The organism is Mycobacterium sp., from assembly GCF_032159765.1.
GTDB lineage: Bacteria > Actinomycetota > Actinomycetes > Mycobacteriales > Mycobacteriaceae > Mycobacterium.
This window is the reverse complement of sequence record NZ_JAVHWM010000079.1, coordinates 1-19,460: the sequence shown is the minus strand read 5'-3', so window position 1 is coordinate 19,460 and position 19,460 is coordinate 1. Positions and strand designations below refer to the sequence as shown.

The window sequence follows — 19,460 nt, the reverse complement described above, 5'->3', positions numbered from 1 at the left end:
GAGGTTTTGGTGCGGGTCAGCCCTCAGGCTGTGGCGGCGCAGGCGGCGGGAACACCGGCAACGTGATCGGTGCCAACCCGGGAATTTCGATGATCTGCCCGACTGGCGCAGAAGGCGTCTCGGAGGGCGGCGCGGCGGGACCAGGTAGCGGACCTGGTGGAGCACTCGGTGCGGGTGCGGGAACCGCGGCGGGGGACGACGGAGGTTTCGCCGCAACCGGATTCGCCACAGGCGCCGGGGGCGAGGGCGCTGCTGATGTGACCGTCGGTGCCTGCTGACGCGCGGGCGGCTGTGGCGACTCGGCCGCGACGAGCATCGCGCTGACGGGCGAAGGCGCCGCCACGCCCGCGGAAATCGGCGCTTCGCCATTGATCGACAGTCGGCCTTTGGCACTGCCGACGAGTGGCGCCAAACCGCCATCGGCCACAGGCGCGCCGATCCCGCACGACACCTGCCGGCTGCCTGCCGACCAGCTCTGCGGAGACACCGTGCGGTAGATCGGTGTCACGCCGATGTCTCGCATCCCGGCCGGCGCGAGGTAAGTGGCTGCCGTCCGGGCACATCCGACTTTCAGAACCGCATCCTGTTCGTCGGGTGCCGGCGGTGCCGAGCCGAATGTGTTGGCCAGGTTCACCGAGCCGGTGATCTCCTGCGCGTGACTCTCAGCGCAATCCACGGGAACGTCGGTCGACTGACTTGTTGCCGGGTCGATGCCGAGGCACGTGCTCGCGGGCCATGTCTTCGACTGGTCCAGTTCGGCGATCCTGCCTGCGAAGGCGACCGGTTGGTTACCCGCCCCAGTCAGCTGCAGGCCGCACAACAGTTGGCGCCCAACGGGTTGCGACGTTTCGCCCGGCCACATGACTGAGGCGGTGAACTTGCTGTTCGGATCGTAGTGGGCGCCAAGGTAGCGCTGCACCGCCTGCTGGCAGGGCTGTTGGAAGCTTTGCATCGCGACAGTCTCGGCGACCTCGAACACGTGCTTGTCGTTGCAGTCCACGAGCTGCGCCAGCTGGGGCGCGTTCGTCGGCCAGTCGACACAATCGCCACTTCGAGCCTTGCCAAAGATGGCGTTGGCTTGGTCGGCGACCCCCGCCGCCAGCCCCGACGGCGCGTTGGTCGACGACGTCAGCAGGGTGATTCCACCGATCAACAGGCCGCCGAGCGCGGTCGTCGCGAGCGCTCGACGTACGGAGTTGACGCGCTGAAGCTGTCGAGGCGACGGTGCTGGCGATCGGCCCCCACCGCTTGGCGCCTTGCGGTCAAGCGCCGCGATCGCCTTCGCGATATCGATAGTTTGCTCGGTCGGAGGCGACGACAACATCGCATCCATGACACGGATCTGTTTACCCATGTCAACCGGCCCTCGTGGAGCCAATACGTGCGCACAAGCCGGACCTCTTTTGCGCAGCATGGAGTGCGCCGAGTTTGCCAGCCATAGTGGCCAACTTTTCCACAGGTCGCCGGGCCCTGCAGCTCGGAGGCGGATGAACACTCGTTGTCCCACGCGTGACGCCAGCGCGGCGTCCATGACGCGGACGGCTGGGCCCTTCAGCTGCTGTGCGTACTGACCGACGCTGCAGCTTGCGTCACGCGTCGTCCGATCGCGTTGATGTTTGTCAAGGTCAGCGCGCGCAGAGGGTGCACCGCGACGATCAACGCGACGCGGTGTCGGCGGTCGAACACCGGCGCTGCGATCGTCGCGACCGGTTGAGCGCGTCGCTGCGAAACGTCGTCAGAAAGCAATCCGATCGTGGTGAACTCGACCAACAATTGGTCGGTGATATCCCTCACATGATCTGGCAGTCCGTCGCTGGGCAGCGTGCCCACCACGTGAGCCGCCCGCATCAAGGCCGGTGTCGTCCAGTCGACGTCGAATCCGCGTTCCCGCGTGCGCGCGAGGACTCTCTTCAACCGCTCGATAAGCGCGGCGTCAGAGGATCCGCTGCGTGTCATCCACGCGCGTTGCTCCTCCTCGGTGTCCCAGGCCGCAAACGCAACACCAAGCGGTGGCGCATAGCGGATGCGGTCACCGGGCGCCGCCCGCTGGTCGCCCGCGCCCTCGAATGCCGTGATCACCAGCGACTCGCCGAACCGCTCGACCACCGAGGCGGCGAAACCGCAGTCGTCAGCGAGCCGCAGCGCGGCAGCGCGCGCCGCATGAGTCAGAGGCCGTGCCGCGTCGGTTCGCGCCCCGACGACGGCCAGTGCGGGCCCGAGCGAGAACGTCTTGTCCACCGGATCCCGGCTGGCCCAACCGCGGTCGCACAACGTCTTCAAGATCGCGTGCGCGGTGGCCTGGCTGAGGTCGAGTTCACGCACCACGTCGGAGAACCTGAGCGTCTCGTTGCCGGGCCGAGCGAGCAACTCGACGACATCGAGAACCCGGGAGGTGGGCGCCGAGGTCGAGCCCTGCATGCCTTGACTCCCTCCACGGCACCTACCTACGCTCAGTCTGATTTTCGAGAATATTACTCGAATAATCGAGAAAGGGTGCTCGATGCGGGCCGTGGTGTTGCGGGGTGGGCAGCTTCAGGTCCGCGAGACGGAGGACCCCGTCACCATGCAGTTCGGCGGCGGTCCGCACCCCGAGGACTGGTACGGGACCCTCGACGCCATCGCGTCGGGCCGACTTGACCCGCTGCCCAGTGTCGGGAAGGTCATCACGCTCGACGAGGTGCCCGACGCGCTCGAGCTCGCCCGCAAGTTCGACGGCCCGCCGCGCATCGTCGTGCACCCGAACGGAGACATCGCGTGACCCCCTACGAAGACCGCCAAGACATCAACGATGTGCTCGTTCGGTATGCCACGGGCATCGATCGGCGGGACTGGGCGCTATTCCGAACGGTTTTCACCGAAGACTGCGAAATCGACTACGGCGAAATCGGCACCTGGACCGGTGCCGACGCGATCACCGAGTTCATGGAACTGTCCCACTCGGGCGCAGGGCACACACTGCACCGCCTGACCAACCAGGCGATCTCGGTCGACAGCGACCGCGCTACGGCGCGCACCTACGTCGACGGGCTGATCATGGCTGCGGACAACACATCTGGCGTCAACGCCATCGGCTACTACGACGACGAGCTCGTGCGCACCGCCAATGGATGGCAAGTATCACGTCGCCGCTTCATGTCGGTGCGGCTGGTCATGGTCGGGGAAGTGAAGGGGTGAAGCGATGACATTCGCGGAGAAATACGGGCCGTGGGCGGTGGTTGCGGGCGCCTCTGACGGCGTCGGCTCTGCATTCGCCGAAGGACTGGCCGAGCGCGGCGTCAACGTGGTGCTGCTGTCGCGTAGGCAGTCGGTGCTCGACGAGGTCGCGGCGGGTATCCGGGAGCGCAACGGCACCCAGACCCGAACGCTGGCAGTCGATCTCGCTCAACCCGGGGCGACGGCGACGATCGTCGACGCCACGAAGGACCTGGAGGTCGGGTTCCTGGTGTACTGCGCGGGCGCCGATCCGGACTTCAAGTCCTTCCTCGCCAGTCCCATCGAGGCCGCCGAGACGATGGTGCAGCGCAACTGTTTGGTGCCCATGCAGTTGTGCCACCAGTTCGCGCCGGGGATGGTCGAGAGGGGCCACGGCGGAATCGTCATCTTCGGTTCGGGTGCAGGAATCGTGGGCGGGCCCAACATGGTTGCCTATGGGGCGTCCAAGGCCTTCGACATGATCTTCGCCGAGGCGCTCTGGGCCGAGTTGCATGACAAGGGCGTCGACGTGCTCGGTCTCATACTCGGCAAGACGGACACCCCGGCATTGCGCCGTCTTGAAGCCGAAAGGGGCACAATCGCATCCGAAGATCAACAACCATCCGATGCCATCCCCGTCGAGGCGGTGATCGCCGAGGCGTTCGACAACCTGGCCAACGGGCCGACCCACATGGCCGGTGACATCATGCGCATGTCGTATCAACTGTTGGCAGCCATGCCCCGCAAGGACGCCGTGGAACTCATCATTCAGGCGACTGCCGCCGTGATGGGCAGCGACTAGCTGAGGTCCTCCGCGGTCAGGATCAAAGTGTTGTCCGCCACCGAACTGCCGTCCTTGTCCAGTCCGAAAATATCCGTGTTGGACGGCAATTCATCGCAGTAGCTGCTGTGGTAATGGCCGTGGAACAGATACGTAGGACCGGTGGCCTCGCAGATCGCTGCCAGCAGAGCGCGATGCGCTTCGCTCTCGGCGATGGCTTCAGGAGGGAACCAGTTCGGCGCCAGCCCCTGCTTCTCCTCGGCGTGGAAGCCGGGAACCTGGACGCCTGCCGGGCAGTCGTGACTGACGATGACGTCGACTTTGCCGTCGCGGCAGCAATATTCGAACTCGTCGGGGGACAGCACCTCGCGGTCGAACCAGTCGATACCGGGCGTGCGCCATGACTTGTCGACGCTGACACCGCCGCCGACGGCCATCCACTCCTTGTCCCACCAGCGCCACCGAAAGCCCCGCGGCAGATAGACGACCTGCCCGCGATCGCCCGCAAGCCCCGCGTGAATGGCGTCGTGATTCTCGTGGTTCCCGTCCAGCCAGAACAGCCGAATCCCACGCTGCTCCAACTGTTTCGACAACCTGTCCACGTACTTGTCGGTGCCGTCGTCCTTCGGCCAGAAGCCGAAATCGCCGAGCTGAACGATCGTGTCAACGCCGTTGTCGTCGGCGTGTTCGATCATGCGCATGGCCCAGCGGGCGTTGCGATGCCAATCGCCGGTGAGCATTAATCTCTCCGGCTCCGGTGTCATGTCCGGGCCGGTCAGTTCATCCCCTCAAGGCTGAGTGAGAGAGGCCCCGTCGTGCGTCGAGTGCGGAGCGACCGTCGTCGATTTGGCCATACCTTATCGTACCGCTGGACGCCGCTCAGTTGACCGGCACGTCGAGGATCGGGCGTCCAACGTTGGCGCCCGGCCCGTCGAAGTGCCACCACTCGCCGGAGTACGCCGTCAAACCGCCGGAGCTCATCGCGTCGCGGAGTTTGGCGCGATTTGCCTGTGCGGCTGTGCTGACGCCGTCGGTCGCGAACGCTTGTGCCCGCGGACTGAAGTCGTCGAATTCGGTCCCCATGTCGGCGAGGCGCCCGGCGGCTGCCATCGTGACGTCGACCGAGCGGCCCGACTCGTGGCTGCGCGCGTAGGAACCCGGCCGTGCCACCCACGCGGGGTTGGGCACCTTGTCCCACATCCGGACCTGCACGGCGTGCGGTCGGTAGCAGTCCCAGAAAACGAGCACGTAGCCCTGCGGCCTCAAGGCATCGGCGGCCGCTGCCAAGCCGGGGGCCATCGATTGGTGCACGAGGCAGCGGGCGTCGGCCGGGTACAGCGTCTCGCCGACGAAGTTCTTCGGGGTGGCGTATTGCAGGTCGATCACCGCATCGGCGACGACGGTCCGAACGTCGACGAAGCCCGCGGCGCGCGCCTGGTCACTCACCGGCGGCACGTCAGCGCGGGCCGCGCCGCAGCCGGCGGTGGCGACGAGAGCGGCGCCGAGCAATAGGCAGCGATGAGCCGCTTGCGCGAAGAGCAATAGGCAGCGCGCGAAGGCCATGTCCGCATTGTGCCCTGCACGCGGCCGCAAGATGCGGACAGGCACTCAGCAGATTCTCAACAGATTCTTCGCAGCAGCATGGCTCGGCTCAAAGGCTTTGACTAAGACCGGTCGGCACGATGAGCCTTGCCCCCGTTCTCTTGACCGTTGGAGTGCCCATGCGAACCGAACCGTTCGACACCGAGGTAATCGAGCGCTATCTGCGCGCTCGAGGGATCCGATCCTTCCGCGGCCACCACGACGGGGAGTCCTTCTTCATCATGCCCGTCGACCACTCGCGGCTGCACGTCCATCTGGGGCCGACGCCCGACCGGCCGGACGTCTGCACGATTCGGGTGACTCCTGCCTGCTTCTTTCCCGCCGAGGAGGGTGCTCGCCTGCGCGGGCTCACGGCGCGATGGAGCTTCGCCAACCCCTGCGCACACGCAATCGTGCACGAGTCGTCCGACCCGACGCGGGTGGGTGTCGACGTCGAATACAAGGGCTCGGTCACGTGCTACGAGGAGTTCATGTACTTCGCCGATCACGCGATCGAATCCGCGACCAAGCTCTTTCGTGAGTTAACCCGAACCCAGGCGCTGGCCGACGCGAGCTGAGCGTCAGCCCACTTCGTAGCGCGTGCCGCGCGGTTCGCGGCGCCACAGCACCCCGGCGCCGGCTGTGGGGCCTTCTGCGGCCAACTCGCGCTTGAGCACCTTGTGCGTTGCCGTGGTCGGCAGGTCGTCGGCGAGCCGGACGTATCGCGGCCAGGCCTTGGGTGAGAGATCGGTCTGCGCGCCCAGAAACGCCTCGAACTCTTCGGGGGTCAGCTCGGCACCGTCGTTCAGCACGATGGCAGCCATGATCTGGTCGCCGACGTGTTCGTCGGGCACCGCGTACACGGCGACGCGGTTGATCGCGGTCTGGCGGACTAGGATTCGCTCGATCGGGGCCGCTGCCATGTTCTCGCCGTCGACGCGCATCCAGTCGGCGGTGCGCCCGGCCAGGTACAGCCAGCCGTCGGCGTCGCGGTAGGCAAGGTCCCCCGACCAGAACATGCCGTGGCGCATGCGGTCTTCCGTGGCGTTGTCGTCGTTGTAGTAGCCGCTGAAAAAGCCGCGTCCGTCGGTGTTGACGAGTTCCCCAACGGCCTCGTCGGCGTTGGCCAGCGCGCCGTTCTCGTCGAAAATCGCCGTCGGGCATTCGGTCACAGTCTCGGAGTTGTACACCGCGACGCCCGGAAAGCCTTTGCCGAGTGAGCCTTTCGGTGTGCCTTCCTCGCGCGTGACGATCACGGCGTTCTCAGTCGAGCCGAAACCGTCCCAGACCACCATGTCGAAGCGGCGCTGGAATTCCTCGATGTCGCGGTCACTGGCCTCATTGCCGAAGGCGGTGCGCAACGTGTTGTCGGCGTCGTCGGGCTTTTCCGGCGTGGCCAGGATGTACGCGAGCGGCTTGCCGACATAGTTCATATACGTCGCGCCGTACCGGCGGATGTCGGACAGGAAGCCCGACGCCGAGAACTTCGCAGGTGCCATCGCGGCGCCCGTGGCGATCGCTACCCCCCAGCCGGCGACGAGCGCGTTGGAGTGAAACAGCGGCATCGACAGGTAGCAGGTGTCGTCCTGCGTCACCGAGAACCGCTCGGTCAACGCCTGGCCGGACATCAGAACCATGAAGTGGCTCACCTGGACGGCCTTTGGGTTGCCGCTGGTTCCCGAGGTGAAGATCAGCATGTAGGTGTCCATCGCCGTCACCACGCGGTGCGGGGTCAGATCCCCGGCCCGCTCGATCGCCGCGGCCCATTCGTCGCTCGATGAGTCGATTACCCGGATGCCTTGGAGATCAAGGCCTTTCAGCAGGTCGCGGTGCTCCTCGTCGGTGACCACGATCTGACAGTCGGCACGCTTGATATCGGCGGCCAGTGCGTCGCCGCGGCGTGTGGTGTTGAGGCCGCACAGCACGTATCCGCCGAGGCCGGCGGCAGCCATCTGGTGCAGGAACTCGGGAGTGTTGCCCAGCAGGACCCCGATGTGGACCGGCTTGCTTTGATCGGCGAGCTCCAGCAATGCCGCGGCCCGGGCGGACGCTTCATCGATGTGCTCGCGCCATGTCCAGCGTCGGTCGCCGTACTTGATCGCGACGGAGTCGGAATCGGCGTGTTCGGCCAACAGTTGCTGGATGGTTTCGCTCATGGGTTTGCGGATATTAACATCGCGGAAACGGGCAAATAGACACCTGTCCAGGGGAGGTCCACGTGCGAATCATCGATGCCGACGGGCATGTTGCCGAGGGGCCGTCTCTGGCAATGGAAGCACTGCAGCGCTGGCCGCAACACATCACGCCGCGCGACGACGGCCGCGGGTTGTTGATCGAGGGCCGTTCCTATCCCGAGGACACCGGCCCCGGCGCCGGCTGTCCGCGCGAGCACGGACTGTCGACGGCCGCGGGCATCAACCATTCATCGGCGCAAGGTGTGCTGGCTGACGCCGACCGCGATCACATCGACACGATGGTGCTGTACCCGAGCCTCGGACTGTGCGTGCCCAGCATCGAAGACCCTGAGCTGGCCGCCGGTTTCGCGCGCCTCTACAACCAATGGATCGCGGACTATTGCGCGTCCTCGGACGGCCGGCTGCGCGGCATTGCGGTGACACCGATCGAGCACGGCGAGGTGGCAATCGACATCATGCGCGAGGCCAAAGATCTCGGGCTGGTGGCAACTCACATCCCGCCCGCGCTGCGCACCCGAAATCTCGATCATCCCGACCTCGAGCCGTTCTACGCCGCGGCCGTCGAACTTGACATGCCGCTGGGCATTCACGGTGCCCCCGGCATGCATCTGCCGAAGATCGGCGTCGACCGCTTCACAAATTACATTCAGGTGCACTGCATTAGCTTCCCGTTCGATCAGATGACGGCGATGACCGCGATGGTCTCGGGCGGCGTCTTCGACAGGCATCCCGGGTTGCGCGTGGCATTCCTCGAGGCCGGTGTCGGCTGGGTGCCCTTCTTCATCGACCGCCTACACGAGCATTTCGAGAAGCGCGGCGACTGGATCGAGCGCGGATGGCGGCGCGATCCGAATGAGTACCTGAAGGCGGGCAATATCTGGACCACGTGCGAGCCGGAGGAGCCGATACTGCCCGGGGTCATCGACGTGCTTGGCGACGACTTCATCATGTTCGCCAGCGACTACCCGCACTGGGACGGCGAGTGGCCGGAGAGCACAGAGCATCTGCGCACGCGCCCCGACATCAGCGAGGATGCCCGCGAGAAGATCGGCGGTCGCAACGCGCTGAAGTTCTACGCCCTCAACTGACGCCTTCGTTGCGCCGAAAGGGGCCGCATAACTGGCCACTCGGCGAAAGGAAGTCAGAGGCTGAAATCGATGACGCCACGGATGATTTCGCCGTTCAGCAGGTCGCGGTAGCCGTCGTTGATGTCGTCGAGCCGGTAGCGCCTGGTGATCATCTCATCGAGTTGCAACTGGCCGCTTTCATACAGTTTCGCGAGCCTCGGGACGTCGACTCTGGCATTGCACGAACCGTAGACCGTGCCCACCATGTTCTTGTTCCACAGGGTGAACTCCTGCAGGTTGATCGCGATGGAGCTCGTCGTCTGCGCGGTCATCGCCGTCAACACGCACGTCCCGCCTTTGCGCGTCAGGCTGAGCCACGACTGCACGTCCTCGCCCGCGATGAGGGAGGGCGCGACGATGACACTGTCGGCCATCACGCCCCGGGTCAGCTCGCGAACCAACGACGTCGCCTCGTCGGTGTTCGACGCGACGTGTGTGGCGCCGAACCGCAACGCGGACTTCTGCTTGAACTCCACCGGGTCGACCGCGATGATCTGTGCCGCGCCGTTGATCCGCGCGCCCTGGATCGCCGCGGTGCCGATACCGCCCGCGCCGATCACGACGACTGTGTCGCCGGTGTGGATGTTGGCGCGGTGATCCGCCGATCCGTAGCCCGTGGGCACCGCGCACGACAGCAGCGCGATCGGAAGCAGTGGCAGGTGCGGATCGACCTTGACGATCGAATCCGGCGACACCACAGTGTGTTTCGCGAACGCGCCCACCTTCGAAAGATGGCCGAGGTCTCGGCCGTCGGCCGTGTGATGGCGGAACGTCCCATCGGTCGGCATGCCGGGCGTCATCACCTGCGCACCCATGTCGCAGATGTACTCCATGCCCGAACTGCACCACCGGCATTCGCCGCACACTGCGACGAATGTGGTGACGACGTGGTCGCCCGGCGCGAACTGCGTGACGCCCTCGCCGACTTCGACGACGACGGCCGAGCCTTCGTGGCCGCCGATCAGAGGGAACATCGACGGGAGACCGAGGGCTTTCATCACCTCGTTCGGCGCAGACATGTCACCGTTGAGGATGTGGTCGTCGGAATGGCACATGCCGGCTGCCGCCATCTCGAGAAGGACCTCGCCTGCCCGCGGCGGATCAAGCTCGAAGTCCTCGACCGACCAGGGTCCGCCGACGTCGTGCAGGATTGCGGCGCGACTTTTCATACGGCTGCCCGGAAGGTCACGGGGAGGTTCGCCGGCGAACGGAACGGCATCCCGACGATCCTCGTGTTGTCGTCGGGCACCAGCTTCAGATCAGTGACGCGGTCGAACAGGCTGTTCAACATCGCCCTGGTCTCCACTCTGGCCAGGTGCATGCCGAGGCAACTGTGAATCCCGCCCGCGAACGAGATGTGTGCGCGGCGCGTGCGGTGGATGTCGAAGGAGTTCGGGTCGGGCCAGCGCGTCTCGTCGCGGTTGGCGGAACCCATACAGAGGTGGACCTGTGCACCCTTCGGGATGGACATGCCGTTGATCTCGACGTCGCTTGTGGTGGTGCGTGGGACGCTGACGAGCGGAGTCTCGTAGCGTAAGCCCTCTTCGATCGCCTGCGGGATCAGCTCCCGGTTCTGCCGCAACGCCTCGAGCTGCTCGGGATGGGTCAGCAGCAGATACAGAAGGCTGCTCGACGACCGGAACGTCGTCTCCAATCCGGCCGGAAGTAGTAGCCGCAGGAACGAGATGATGGCCTCGTCGGTGAGCTTCTCGCCGTCGATCTCTGCTGCGACGAGGTCGCCGATGATGTCGTTGGTCATCTTGCTGCGGCGCTGGTCGACCTGCTGCTGGAAATAGGCCTGCAGTTCGACCGACGCCGTCAGGCCGGCCTCGATGTCGATGTATATCGAGATCAGCTGCAACGACAGCCGCCGGAACAAATCGAGGTCCTCCTCAGGCAGTCCAAGGAGCTCAGCGGTGACACGAGTGGGGAACTCGAAGGTGATCGCGGCCACCAGGTCGGCGGAGCCCTGATCCTTGATCTCGTCGACGAGCTGATTGCAGATCGGGTCGATCACGGCGGGTTCCCAGCGCTCCAGCGCGCTTTGCCGGAAAGCCTTGGAAACCAGGCTGCGGTGGTCGTGGTGCTGCTTGCCGTGCATACCCAGGATCGTCGGGCCGAACACCAGGCCGATGGTCTCGTTGTATTGCTCCGAGCTGAACAATTCGTCGTCGCGGAAGCTGCCGAAGACGTTGTCGAAGCCGAAGAGCGTCCACTCGTCGTCGGGCCGCATCTCCGGCGGCGTCTGGGAGTTGTCCATGATCGACCCATGCCACACCGGAGCGGTGTTCCTCATGTACTCGAAGTACGGATACGGATCCCGATCACCGGTTTTGTCCAAAGTGATTGGCTGATCCCGTGGATCGGTGCTGATCGACACCCATGCCTCCCGAGCAGCGGAGGCCCGTCCTGCCCGATGCAGACGCAAGCCACCCACCGTTGTACAACGCTGTGGGTCTATCTTTACTATTTTAGGTAAAGTAGGTCAAGCAATCGTTCCCGGGGACAGCCCGGCTTGCTTGCGGCAAGGTGGTGAAACGGCGTGATCCGGCGGCCCGTGTGCTCTCTCGACGAGCTACCACCGGGAACCATGAAGCTGGTCCCGGTCGGAAAGTTCGGCGTGGGCGTCTACAACGTGGCAGGCACTCTGTACGCGATCGCGAACTACTGTGCACACGAGGGCGCGCCGTTGTGTGCTGGATTCGTCGGCGGCACAAATGAATCCGCGCCGGACGCCCCTGGCGGCCTTCGACGCGTCCGGGATGGGCAAATCGTGCGATGCCCTTGGCATCAGTGGGAATTCGATATCACGACGGGCCAGAACCTGGCGGATCCACACAAGCGCGTCCGCACGTATCAGGTCGATGTCGCCGATGGTGAGGTGTTCCTCACCGCATGACGATCGATGAGCCGCTTGCGCGAAGAGCATGTATCGATACGAATGTCCAGCCGCATTTCCGGTACAACGCGGAAATCCGGCGCTACCTGGAGCCGGCATACAGCGGGCGCGCGATTCCTGATGTCGAACAGCAGTGGTACCAGGCTCCGGGCGGTGGCTACCGACAGGATCTCTACGGCGACCATTACCCGGGATCTGACCCGGATACGCTGTGCCGCCACCTGTTTGACGAGGGCGGCGCCAGCTACGCCATTCTGAATCCGCTGACCCGCGGCAACATCGCGGATTATCTGCTCAACAGTCGAATCTGCGCGGCCGTGAACGACTGGCTTCTTGACCGCTGGATCGACGCGGATTCGACCGGGCGGCTGCGGGGGACGATCCGAGTCAACCCCGAAGACCCGAAAGGTGCTGTCGCCGAAATCGAAAGGCTCGCAGGCCATCCGAAGCTCGTGCAGGTCGGCATCCCCATGCAGTCGCGAGAGCCATACGGCAAGCCAGTGTTCGAGCCCATCTGGGAGGCGGCCGCGGCCCATAACCTTCCGGTCGCGGTGCATATCAACGGCGGCAACGGGGTTGACTATCCACCGACCTTCGCCGGCCACGCACACACGTATCCGGGATATGCCGCCTTCATGCCGCTGAACTCCTTCGTTCACCTCGCGACGCTGATTATCGAAGGCGTCTTCGGACGCCATCCGGGGCTGCGATTCGTCTTCGCCGACGGTGGCTACGACATCCTCACCCCGCTGATGTGGCGGCTGGATACCTTCTGGGTGTCGATGCGGGACCAGACCCCGTGGGTCGACCGGTATCCGAGCGAGTACCTCCGCGAGCACGTCCGGTACTGCTCGTCGGCGTTCGACGGGCCGACCGATCCCGCGTTGTCGGAACGCTGGCTGGGTTTCACCGACAAAGCCGACCTGCTGATGTACGGGTCGAGTTACCCGCACTGGTCTACGTCAACGCCCGAAGATGTGGTGGTTGGGCTCAACGCCGAGCAGCGGGAAAAGGTGTTGTGGCGCAATGCCAGTGAGCTCTACGGGCTGACGGCCGAGGTGGAGGAGAGTGTGCGATGACGGTCACTGAAACTCGAGAGGTCGGCATCGAGACCCGCGACATCGACGTGGCGATCGTCGACACCGATGTGCACCCGTTGCCGGTGTCGGGCGACGTACTCAAGTCTTATGCGCCCGCGGAATGGAAGGACAAGCTCTGGCGGACAGGTAATGCCGTCTCGCCGATCTCGCACTTCTACGACACGCCGGATTCGTACAAGACGAGCTCGCTTCGGGTCGACGCGGCGCCGCCCACCGGCGGTGTGGCCGGCAGCGACCCAGACTTCGCCGCCCAACAGTTGCTTGTCGATGCCGGGGTGAGCATCGCGTCGCTGGAGCCGATGTGCGATGCGCAGCTGCCCGAGGCGGAGCATGTGCTGAAGTCCACCTACAACGACTGGCTCGCCGATGTGTGGCTGGGCGAGAACAACTGGCACGGACGCTGGCGAGGGTCGATCAGTGTCAGCGCTCAAGTGCCCGAGCTGGCCGCACGTGAAATCGAGCGCTGGGCAGGCCATCCGTATATGGCGCAGGTCCTCATGACCCCGCAGACCCGGGGAATTCCGTTCGGCAACACGCACTTTGACCCGTTGTATGAAGCCGCTGCACGCAACGGCTTGCCCGTATCGACCCATCTGATGGGGCAGACGCCGTTCGAGCTGATTCCGCTGTACCCGGTGGGCAATCCCGCGCACTGGCACGACTTCTTCGCGTCGTGGCCGTTGCTGTATGTGTCGCACCTGATGAGCCTCGTGTTCGACGGCGCGTTCGACCGGCACCCCGATCTTCGGGTGGTGTTCATCGAGGGCGGATTCACCTGGGCGATGCCGGTGATGTGGCGGATGGATCGCATCTGGGAGCAGCGCCGTGGCGACTTGCCGCATGTGCGTCGTCGGCCGTCGGAGTATGTGCGTGAGCACGTGTATTTCACCACCCAGCCGATCGAGGACGTCGACACCGTCGCTTTCCGCGAGTACCTGGAGATGATGGATCTCGGCGACAACCTGATGTTCTCCACCGACTATCCGCACTGGAGCTACGATTCGCCGACGTGGGCGATCAAGCGCTTCCCAAAGGAGCAACGCGATCGCATTATGCGTGGAAACGCCACGGCCCTTTACGGATTGCCGCCGACGGTGAAGGCGCTCCCGGGCGAACGTTAGTCTCGGCGCTCGGCGCCTACAAAATCGCGCCGGACTCCTTGGCCTTCAGGATGTCGTCCCAATCCAGGTCGAGCTCGAGCAGAATCTCCTCGGTGTGCTGTCCGTGTTCGGGCGCCCGCGCGGGATCGGGCGGCGTCTCGTCGAATTGCACTGGGGCAGCGACGTTCTTGTACTCCTTGCCGGCGTCGTCGTGGTTGGTTATCACGTAGCCGTTGGGTTCAGTCTGCGGGTCGTTGAGTGCCTCGCGAGGTGTCGCCAGGGCGCCCCAGACGCCTGGCTCGTCCTCGAGCACGGTTCGCCAGTGAGCGAGGTCGTACGCGGCGATCTTGTCACCGACGAGGGCGCACGCCTCGGCGGCGTTGGCGATCAGGTTGCTCGACGGCACAAACCGTGGGTCGGCGGCCAGCTCGGGCAGACCGATTCGCTCGCAGAAGCCGGCCCAGAACCGGTCGGGCTGCAGGAAGACGAACTGAATCCACCTGTCATCCTTCGTCTTGTAACGGTTCACCAGTGGGTTCATGGCCAATCCTGGTGGGGCGCCGGGAATCCCGTCGATATCGAAGAAGTCGGCCGCCATCACCGACGGGGCGATGGTCCACAGCGCCTGCGCCAGCAACGAGGAGTCGACGATGCTCGAGTCCCCTGTGCGCTCACGATGGAACAGCGCGGCGCACACCCCGCCGGCAAGAGTGATGCCGCCCTGCAGGTCGCCGAAACCCGGGCCCTGCACGGCCGGCGTCTCAGTGCCGAACGGCGTAAGCGTGTAGGCGACTCCGCCGCGGGAGAGGTAGGTGGCCGCATCGAAACCGCCTCGGTCGCGGTCCGGGCCGCGCACGCCCAGCCCGGTGCCACGGGCGATGATGATGTTGGGATTGAACGCACGGACGTCGTCGACGGTGAGGCGCGCCCGCTCCAACGCGCCAGGCAGCCAATTGGTCAGGAACACATCCGCGGTGGCGAGCAGCCGGCCGAATAGCGCACGGCCGGTGTCGGACTTGATGTCGATCGCGATGCTGCGCTTACCGCGGTTGCCGAGCTCGAGGAGGAAGTCGGCGTCGACGCGGGCTGCCTGCCGGGTGAAAGGGCCGACGACCAAGCCCCTGCCGGGGTCGCCCGTGGTCACGCTCTCGACCTTGATCACGTCGGCGCCCCAGTCCGACAACGCGGCGCCGGCTGCCGGTACGTACGTCCACGACGCCAGTTCCACGACCCGGACACCGTCAAGCACTCTGGACATCGCGCACCCCTTTTTCGCCTATTTGGCTATTTTATGAATACTAGCGGTGCCGTCCTGGGACGACGCCGGGCAGCCGCACCGCGGCTAGACCTGATTCACGGGCTGGCAGCCTTGGCCGCGGCGGCGCGCCGTTCGACCTCGATCGGCACCATGGGTTCGCGTGCCCACGGCCCCCGAGTGACCGCATTGAGCCTGATCTCCGGCAGCTCGACGGACGGGTCCACGGTGTCCAGCCACGCGACTGCGTTGGCGACGTCGGCGGTCTGGATCGCATACATCTCGAATGGCACGTCTTGCAACATGTCCGTTTCCACGGGCCCCGGCGTGACGAGGTGGACGGCGATGCCGTCGCGGTCGACCTCGAGAGCCAAAGCGCCTGCAAAGGCATTCATTCCGGCCTTCGACGCCGAATACGCGGTGCGCGCGCGCATGGGTTCGTGTGCCGCCGACGACGAGATGAACACGAAGCGTGAACCGGCCACCATCTTCGGCAGCACAGCCGACGTGACAACGAAGCACGAGTCGAGGTTGGCCGACATCGTGGTGCGCCACTGTTCGAAAGTCTGCTTGCGCGCGTATGTTCCGCCGAGAACGCCGGCCGCGTGCACGACCAGGTCGATGTTCTCCAGCGCGCGGGCTACCGGTTCGAACGCCTCGGGTGCGGCAGCGTCGGCGACGACGTAGCGCGCCCCCATCTCGTCGGCTGCGGCGCGCAGCGGTTTCTCGTGCCTGGCTGTCAGCACGACGTCGTAGCCGAGCTCGGCAAGCTTGCGCCCGCAGGCCTTTCCGATGCCGCCGCTGCCTCCGGTGATCAATGCTGTTCTCACAGAGGACCTTTCAGTGGCGGCGCGCCATGGCTTGCGGTGATACCGCTACGATGCGCTGCTCCGGGTCGCCCGCCATGAAATACGTCTGCGTGTCGGCCAGATGCCGTGCCGCCAACTTGCGCGCGCGTTCAGCGTCGCCGGCGTCGATCGCATCGGTCAGCTTGTTGTGCACGTTCATTGCATACCGGCGCTTGCCCATCGACGGGTACTCGCCGCGAGCCTCGGTGCGGTTGGCCCAGTGCTGGAGGTGACTGTTCCACAGCGTCTCCAGGCTGCCGACGACCGCGATCATCGTGTGGTTGCCGCAGCCGCGCACCAGCTCGTCGTGGAACTGCCCGCCGATCTCGGTGAACCGGGCTCCCTCGTCGATGTGCTCGGCCATGGCCTCGTTGATCTCGCGCAGTTTGGGAACGAGCTCGTCGGTACGGTCGGCGCGCCGAGCCGCTAGGGCCGCACACATCGGTTCAAGCTCCTGAAGCGCCGTGCCGAGATCGGCCAGCGGCACGGTATCGCTCTGCAACAGCAGGCCGAGCATGTAGGCCGCGCTTGCTTTGGCCGGTGCGTGCACTACGGCGCCACCGCGATTGCCGCGCCTGACGGACAGCAGGCCCTCGGTCTCGAGGATCCGCAGCGCCTCACGCAACGACACGAGACTGACGTTGAACTGCTCGACGAGCACCTCTTGGCGCGGCAGCAGATCGCCGTCGGCGAGCTCGCCCTCGATGATTTGCCGTCGCAACTCGTCGGCGATGATCTCGGCTGTTCTGCGCGCCGAGAGCCGCCGGCGCACCTCCATGCCGATCCCCTGAGTAGTCATTGTCTTGGCAATGCTAACAGCGAAGACGCCGCTAGCGGGGGTTACGGGATGGCTATCTGTCAAAACTAACTAAGATAGTGGTGATAGCCGCAAAGGAGGCGTGCGTGGGCGAGGCAGCAGGTACGCCGCTCAAGCAACTCCGCGTCGTCGAGTTCAGCGACCGCATCGCCGGTGACTACTGCGGCAAGCTGCTCGCCGACGCCGGCGCTGACGTCGTCAAGGTCGAACCGGCCGAGGGCAGCCCGCTGCGCACCTACACGGCCACCGGCGTGAAGCCCACCTCGGACTCTCCGCTGTTCTGCTACCTTAATGCCGGTAAGCGAAGCGCGACAACAGTTTCCGCCGACATTGTGGCCGGTGCCGATGTGGTGGTTGTGACCGCGACGCGTGTGCAGGCGCGTGACCTCGGCATCGACCCCGACCGGTTGCGTGAGAACGCGCCGGGATGCGTCGTCGTCACGATCTCCGACTTCGGCTGGACCGGCCCGTGGTCCGAGCGCACGGCAACGGAATTCACGCTGCAGGCGTGGTCGGGCTGCACCGGCTTTCGCGGCGACCCCGACGGCCCACCGATAGCCATCGGCGGCGAGCTGGGTGAGTACATGGGGGGCGCGCTGGCCGCCTTCGGGGCGCTGGCGATCCGCCGCCGCGTTCGCCGCGGCGGACACGGTGAGCACCTCGACATGTCGATGCTCGAGGCACTGACGTTGATGCAGAGCTGCGAGTGGTTGCACTCCCAGCTGATCGAAGTGCCGCCGATCAAGCGCTCTGTCGAAGTCCCGTCGATCGAGCGGGCCAAGGACGGCTATGTCGGCATGACGTTCATCACCGGTCAACAGTGGCTTGACTTCGCGGCGATGGTGGAGTGCCCCGATCTCGCCGAGAACAAGGAGCTGCAATTCCAGCTGGGCCGTTGGGCTTACCGCGACTGGATCCGCGAGCGGATCGGGCCGTGGCTGCGGAACCGGACAGTAGCCGAGATCGTCGAGCTCGGCGGGTTGTTCCGGCTGCCGATCGCACCACTGGGCAACGGCGCCACGATTCCCGACATGGAATACGTGAGCGCGCGAAACGCCTTCGTGCGTAACCCCGCCGGGTTCGACCAGCCGCGGCCCCCGTGGCTGATGTCGGAGTCGGGACCGGCTCGGCTGCGTCACGCACCGGCAGTCGGTGAGTCAGACACCGGGATCGACTGGCGGCCAAAGCAATTCGCCGAACGGTCGATATCGGCCCTGCCTTTGGACGGGGTCCGGATCGTCGACCTGACCGCCTTCTGGGCGGGACCGTCGGCGACCCATTCCTTGGCCGCGTTCGGCGCGGACGTCATCAAAATCGAATCCGTGCAGCGTCCCGACGGGATTCGCTACTCCGGCGGCATGCGCCGCGACGTCGACGACTGGTGGGAGTACGGCTGGCTGTTCCAGGGCGTCAACACCAACAAGCGGTCGGTCACGCTGGACCTTCAGTCACAGGACGGAATCCGGTTGTTCAAGACGCTGGTCGGTCAGGCCGACGCAGTGATCGAGAACTTCTCGCCGCGGGTGATGGACCAGTTCGGGCTCGGCGCCGACGTACTCCTGGAACTGAACCCGCGGCTGGTCGTCGTCAGGATGCCGGCCTTCGGACTGGACGGCCCGTGGCGCGACCGGGTCGGGTTCGCTCCCACGATGGAGCAGATCGCGGGGCTGGCGTGGGTGACGGGAATGCCCGACGGGCTACCTGTTCCGCCCCGCGGCCCATGCGACCCGTTGGCAGGCGCGCACGCCGCGTTCGCGTTACTCGCCGCACTCGAATACGCCGACGACACCGGGCGCGGTCAACTGGTTGAGTTGCCGATGGTCGAGACTGTGCTCAACGTAACCGCGGCGCAGGCAATCGAATTCGAGGTCTTCGGGGAGACGCTGCAGCGCCGGGGCAACCGAGGCCATCCCGATGTGGTCCAGAATGTCTACCGGTGCGACGGCGACGACGCCTGGATCGCGCTGACGGCCCGCACCGACGAGCACTGGCGGTCGGTGGTGCAGGTCATGGGCCGACCGGCCTGGGCCGCCGACGCGCGACTGTCCACGGTCCCGGGTCGACGCGAAAGCGTCGACGACGTCGACCGCCGCCTTCAGGACTGGTTCGCCAGACAGAAACTCGACGAGATCGTCGACCGCCTTGCCGCCGTTGGTGTTCCAGTGGCGGCCGTCGTGTCACCGTCCGCGGTAACCGACAACCCCCAGCTGCGCGATCGGGGGTTCTTCGAGCGGCTCGACCATCCGCGTTCCGGGCCTGGCTGGTACCCGACGCCACCGTTCGCCCGGCTCGCCGGCATGACGAATTGGCTGTCGTCTCCGGCTCCGACGCTCGGCCAGCACACCGGCGAAGTGCTCCGCGGCGAGTGCGGTCTGACCGACGACGATCTCGAGCGGCTAGCCGAAGACTCCGTGATCGGCACCCGCCCGAAGGGACTTTAACTCCTCGCGGTGAGGCGCTGGATCACCTTGAGCTGCTTGCCATCCCGGCCCGGCGCCCACAGCCCGATCACGAATGCGGAAACGGCGACGATGACCGCGATCACCAGGACCGAGCTCTGCAAAG

18 protein-coding genes and 1 pseudogene are annotated in these 19,460 nt (G+C 65.5%); 9 read left to right on the top strand and 10 right to left on the bottom strand.

Annotated elements, in window-relative coordinates; genetic code table 11:
• Window positions 1-16 precede the first annotated feature (16 nt).
• Together QOH60_RS09000 and QOH60_RS08995 are read right to left on the bottom strand one after the other, a co-directional pair.
• Complete coding sequence (locus QOH60_RS09000) at window positions 17-1,354, bottom strand: septum formation family protein (protein WP_526419288.1); 1,338 nt, start codon at window positions 1,352-1,354, stop codon at window positions 17-19.
• A gap of 197 nt (window positions 1,355-1,551) precedes the next feature.
• The gene (locus QOH60_RS08995) at window positions 1,552-2,418 is read right to left on the bottom strand and encodes a helix-turn-helix domain-containing protein (protein WP_526419286.1); all 867 of its coding nucleotides are present in this window, start codon (window positions 2,416-2,418) and stop codon (window positions 1,552-1,554) included.
• A 127-nt stretch (window positions 2,419-2,545) separates the two neighbouring features.
• Between QOH60_RS08995 and QOH60_RS08990 the strand changes: the two are divergent.
• The 3 genes and pseudogenes from QOH60_RS08990 to QOH60_RS08980 all read left to right on the top strand — a co-directional run.
• Window positions 2,546-2,758 (top strand): annotated as a pseudogene (locus tag QOH60_RS08990) (zinc-binding dehydrogenase); the annotation flags it as partial.
• Window positions 2,755-3,174, top strand: a complete 420-nt coding sequence (locus QOH60_RS08985) for a nuclear transport factor 2 family protein (RefSeq protein WP_526419284.1) — start codon at window positions 2,755-2,757, stop codon at window positions 3,172-3,174. The pseudogene QOH60_RS08990 and the gene QOH60_RS08985, both read left to right, overlap by 4 nt.
• 4 nt (window positions 3,175-3,178) lie before the next feature.
• Window positions 3,179-3,994 (top strand): SDR family NAD(P)-dependent oxidoreductase, encoded by an 816-nt coding sequence (locus tag QOH60_RS08980; protein ID WP_526419282.1) that lies wholly within the window; start codon window positions 3,179-3,181, stop codon window positions 3,992-3,994.
• Here the strand turns inward: QOH60_RS08980 and QOH60_RS08975 are convergent.
• Both QOH60_RS08975 and QOH60_RS08970 read right to left on the bottom strand, forming a co-directional pair.
• A complete protein-coding gene (locus tag QOH60_RS08975; RefSeq protein WP_526419280.1) occupies window positions 3,991-4,713 on the bottom strand; it encodes a metallophosphoesterase family protein in 723 nt (240 codons plus the stop codon). The two genes, QOH60_RS08980 and QOH60_RS08975, sit on opposite strands and share 4 nt — an antisense overlap.
• Before the next feature lie 139 nt (window positions 4,714-4,852).
• Window positions 4,853-5,536, bottom strand: a complete 684-nt coding sequence (locus QOH60_RS08970) for a M15 family metallopeptidase (RefSeq protein WP_526419278.1) — start codon at window positions 5,534-5,536, stop codon at window positions 4,853-4,855.
• Window positions 5,537-5,694: 158 nt separating this feature from the next.
• Between QOH60_RS08970 and QOH60_RS08965 the strand changes: the two genes are divergently transcribed.
• Window positions 5,695-6,132: a hypothetical protein gene (locus tag QOH60_RS08965; protein WP_526419275.1), complete on the top strand. Its 438-nt coding sequence runs from the start codon at window positions 5,695-5,697 to the stop codon at window positions 6,130-6,132.
• A gap of 3 nt (window positions 6,133-6,135) precedes the next feature.
• Here the strand turns inward: QOH60_RS08965 and fadD1 are convergent, their stop codons facing one another.
• Window positions 6,136-7,710: a fatty-acid--CoA ligase FadD1 gene (gene fadD1 / locus QOH60_RS08960; RefSeq protein WP_526419273.1), complete on the bottom strand. Its 1,575-nt coding sequence runs from the start codon at window positions 7,708-7,710 to the stop codon at window positions 6,136-6,138.
• A gap of 62 nt (window positions 7,711-7,772) precedes the next feature.
• On the opposite strand from fadD1, the gene QOH60_RS08955 reads away from it, so the two are divergent.
• Entirely contained in the window at window positions 7,773-8,837 is a 1,065-nt protein-coding gene (locus QOH60_RS08955; protein WP_526419271.1) for an amidohydrolase family protein, read from the top strand.
• A gap of 53 nt (window positions 8,838-8,890) precedes the next feature.
• Here QOH60_RS08955 and QOH60_RS08950 read toward each other — a convergent pair whose 3' ends face one another.
• Window positions 8,891-10,045 carry a Zn-dependent alcohol dehydrogenase gene (locus tag QOH60_RS08950; protein ID WP_526419269.1) on the bottom strand — a complete coding sequence of 385 codons (1,155 nt, stop codon included), beginning with the start codon at window positions 10,043-10,045 and terminating at the stop codon, window positions 8,891-8,893.
• Complete coding sequence (locus tag QOH60_RS08945) at window positions 10,042-11,256, bottom strand: cytochrome P450 (protein WP_526419267.1); 1,215 nt, start codon at window positions 11,254-11,256, stop codon at window positions 10,042-10,044. The genes QOH60_RS08950 and QOH60_RS08945 overlap by 4 nt, the downstream gene beginning before the upstream one ends.
• A gap of 162 nt (window positions 11,257-11,418) precedes the next feature.
• Here QOH60_RS08945 and QOH60_RS08940 point away from each other — a divergent pair, with 162 nt between their 5' ends.
• From QOH60_RS08940 to QOH60_RS08930, 3 genes are read left to right on the top strand one after another with little or no spacing between them, the layout of a single operon-like run.
• Complete coding sequence (locus QOH60_RS08940; RefSeq protein ID WP_526419265.1) at window positions 11,419-11,775, top strand: Rieske (2Fe-2S) protein; 357 nt, start codon at window positions 11,419-11,421, stop codon at window positions 11,773-11,775.
• Window positions 11,772-12,854 (top strand): amidohydrolase family protein, encoded by a 1,083-nt coding sequence (locus tag QOH60_RS08935; RefSeq protein ID WP_526419263.1) that lies wholly within the window; start codon window positions 11,772-11,774, stop codon window positions 12,852-12,854. The genes QOH60_RS08940 and QOH60_RS08935 overlap by 4 nt, the downstream gene beginning before the upstream one ends.
• The gene (locus tag QOH60_RS08930; protein ID WP_526419261.1) at window positions 12,851-13,996 is read left to right on the top strand and encodes an amidohydrolase family protein; all 1,146 of its coding nucleotides are present in this window, start codon (window positions 12,851-12,853) and stop codon (window positions 13,994-13,996) included. The genes QOH60_RS08935 and QOH60_RS08930 overlap by 4 nt, the downstream gene beginning before the upstream one ends.
• A gap of 16 nt (window positions 13,997-14,012) precedes the next feature.
• Here QOH60_RS08930 and QOH60_RS08925 read toward each other — a convergent pair whose 3' ends face one another.
• The 3 genes from QOH60_RS08925 to QOH60_RS08915 all read right to left on the bottom strand — a co-directional run bounded on the left by QOH60_RS08925 (window position 14,013) and on the right by QOH60_RS08915 (window position 16,877).
• Window positions 14,013-15,233 (bottom strand): CaiB/BaiF CoA transferase family protein, encoded by a 1,221-nt coding sequence (locus QOH60_RS08925; RefSeq protein ID WP_526419259.1) that lies wholly within the window; start codon window positions 15,231-15,233, stop codon window positions 14,013-14,015.
• Between the two features lie 95 nt (window positions 15,234-15,328).
• Window positions 15,329-16,060 carry an SDR family oxidoreductase gene (locus QOH60_RS08920; RefSeq protein ID WP_526419257.1) on the bottom strand — a complete coding sequence of 244 codons (732 nt, stop codon included), beginning with the start codon at window positions 16,058-16,060 and terminating at the stop codon, window positions 15,329-15,331.
• 10 nt (window positions 16,061-16,070) lie between these two features.
• Window positions 16,071-16,877: a FadR/GntR family transcriptional regulator gene (locus tag QOH60_RS08915; protein ID WP_526419255.1), complete on the bottom strand. Its 807-nt coding sequence runs from the start codon at window positions 16,875-16,877 to the stop codon at window positions 16,071-16,073.
• A gap of 104 nt (window positions 16,878-16,981) precedes the next feature.
• Here QOH60_RS08915 and QOH60_RS08910 point away from each other — a divergent pair, with 104 nt between their 5' ends.
• The gene (locus QOH60_RS08910) at window positions 16,982-19,336 is read left to right on the top strand and encodes a CaiB/BaiF CoA-transferase family protein (RefSeq protein ID WP_526419253.1); all 2,355 of its coding nucleotides are present in this window, start codon (window positions 16,982-16,984) and stop codon (window positions 19,334-19,336) included.
• The last annotated feature ends 124 nt before the right edge of the window (window positions 19,337-19,460 follow it).

Coding starts and splice junctions, on each gene's coding strand:
- QOH60_RS08965 (WP_526419275.1), top strand. CDS start 5,695: ATGCGAACCGAACCGTTCGACACCGAGGTAATCGAGCGCTATCTGCGC.
- QOH60_RS08995 (WP_526419286.1), bottom strand. CDS start 2,418: ATGCAGGGCTCGACCTCGGCGCCCACCTCCCGGGTTCTCGATGTCGTC.
- QOH60_RS08930 (WP_526419261.1), top strand. CDS start 12,851: ATGACGGTCACTGAAACTCGAGAGGTCGGCATCGAGACCCGCGACATC.
- QOH60_RS08950 (WP_526419269.1), bottom strand. CDS start 10,045: ATGAAAAGTCGCGCCGCAATCCTGCACGACGTCGGCGGACCCTGGTCG.
- QOH60_RS08935 (WP_526419263.1), top strand. CDS start 11,772: ATGACGATCGATGAGCCGCTTGCGCGAAGAGCATGTATCGATACGAAT.
- QOH60_RS08925 (WP_526419259.1), bottom strand. CDS start 15,233: ATGTCCAGAGTGCTTGACGGTGTCCGGGTCGTGGAACTGGCGTCGTGG.
- QOH60_RS08980 (WP_526419282.1), top strand. CDS start 3,179: ATGACATTCGCGGAGAAATACGGGCCGTGGGCGGTGGTTGCGGGCGCC.
- QOH60_RS08975 (WP_526419280.1), bottom strand. CDS start 4,713: ATGCTCACCGGCGATTGGCATCGCAACGCCCGCTGGGCCATGCGCATG.
- fadD1 (WP_526419273.1), bottom strand. CDS start 7,710: ATGAGCGAAACCATCCAGCAACTGTTGGCCGAACACGCCGATTCCGAC.
- QOH60_RS09000 (WP_526419288.1), bottom strand. CDS start 1,354: ATGGGTAAACAGATCCGTGTCATGGATGCGATGTTGTCGTCGCCTCCG.
- QOH60_RS08970 (WP_526419278.1), bottom strand. CDS start 5,536: ATGGCCTTCGCGCGCTGCCTATTGCTCTTCGCGCAAGCGGCTCATCGC.
- QOH60_RS08915 (WP_526419255.1), bottom strand. CDS start 16,877: ATGACTACTCAGGGGATCGGCATGGAGGTGCGCCGGCGGCTCTCGGCG.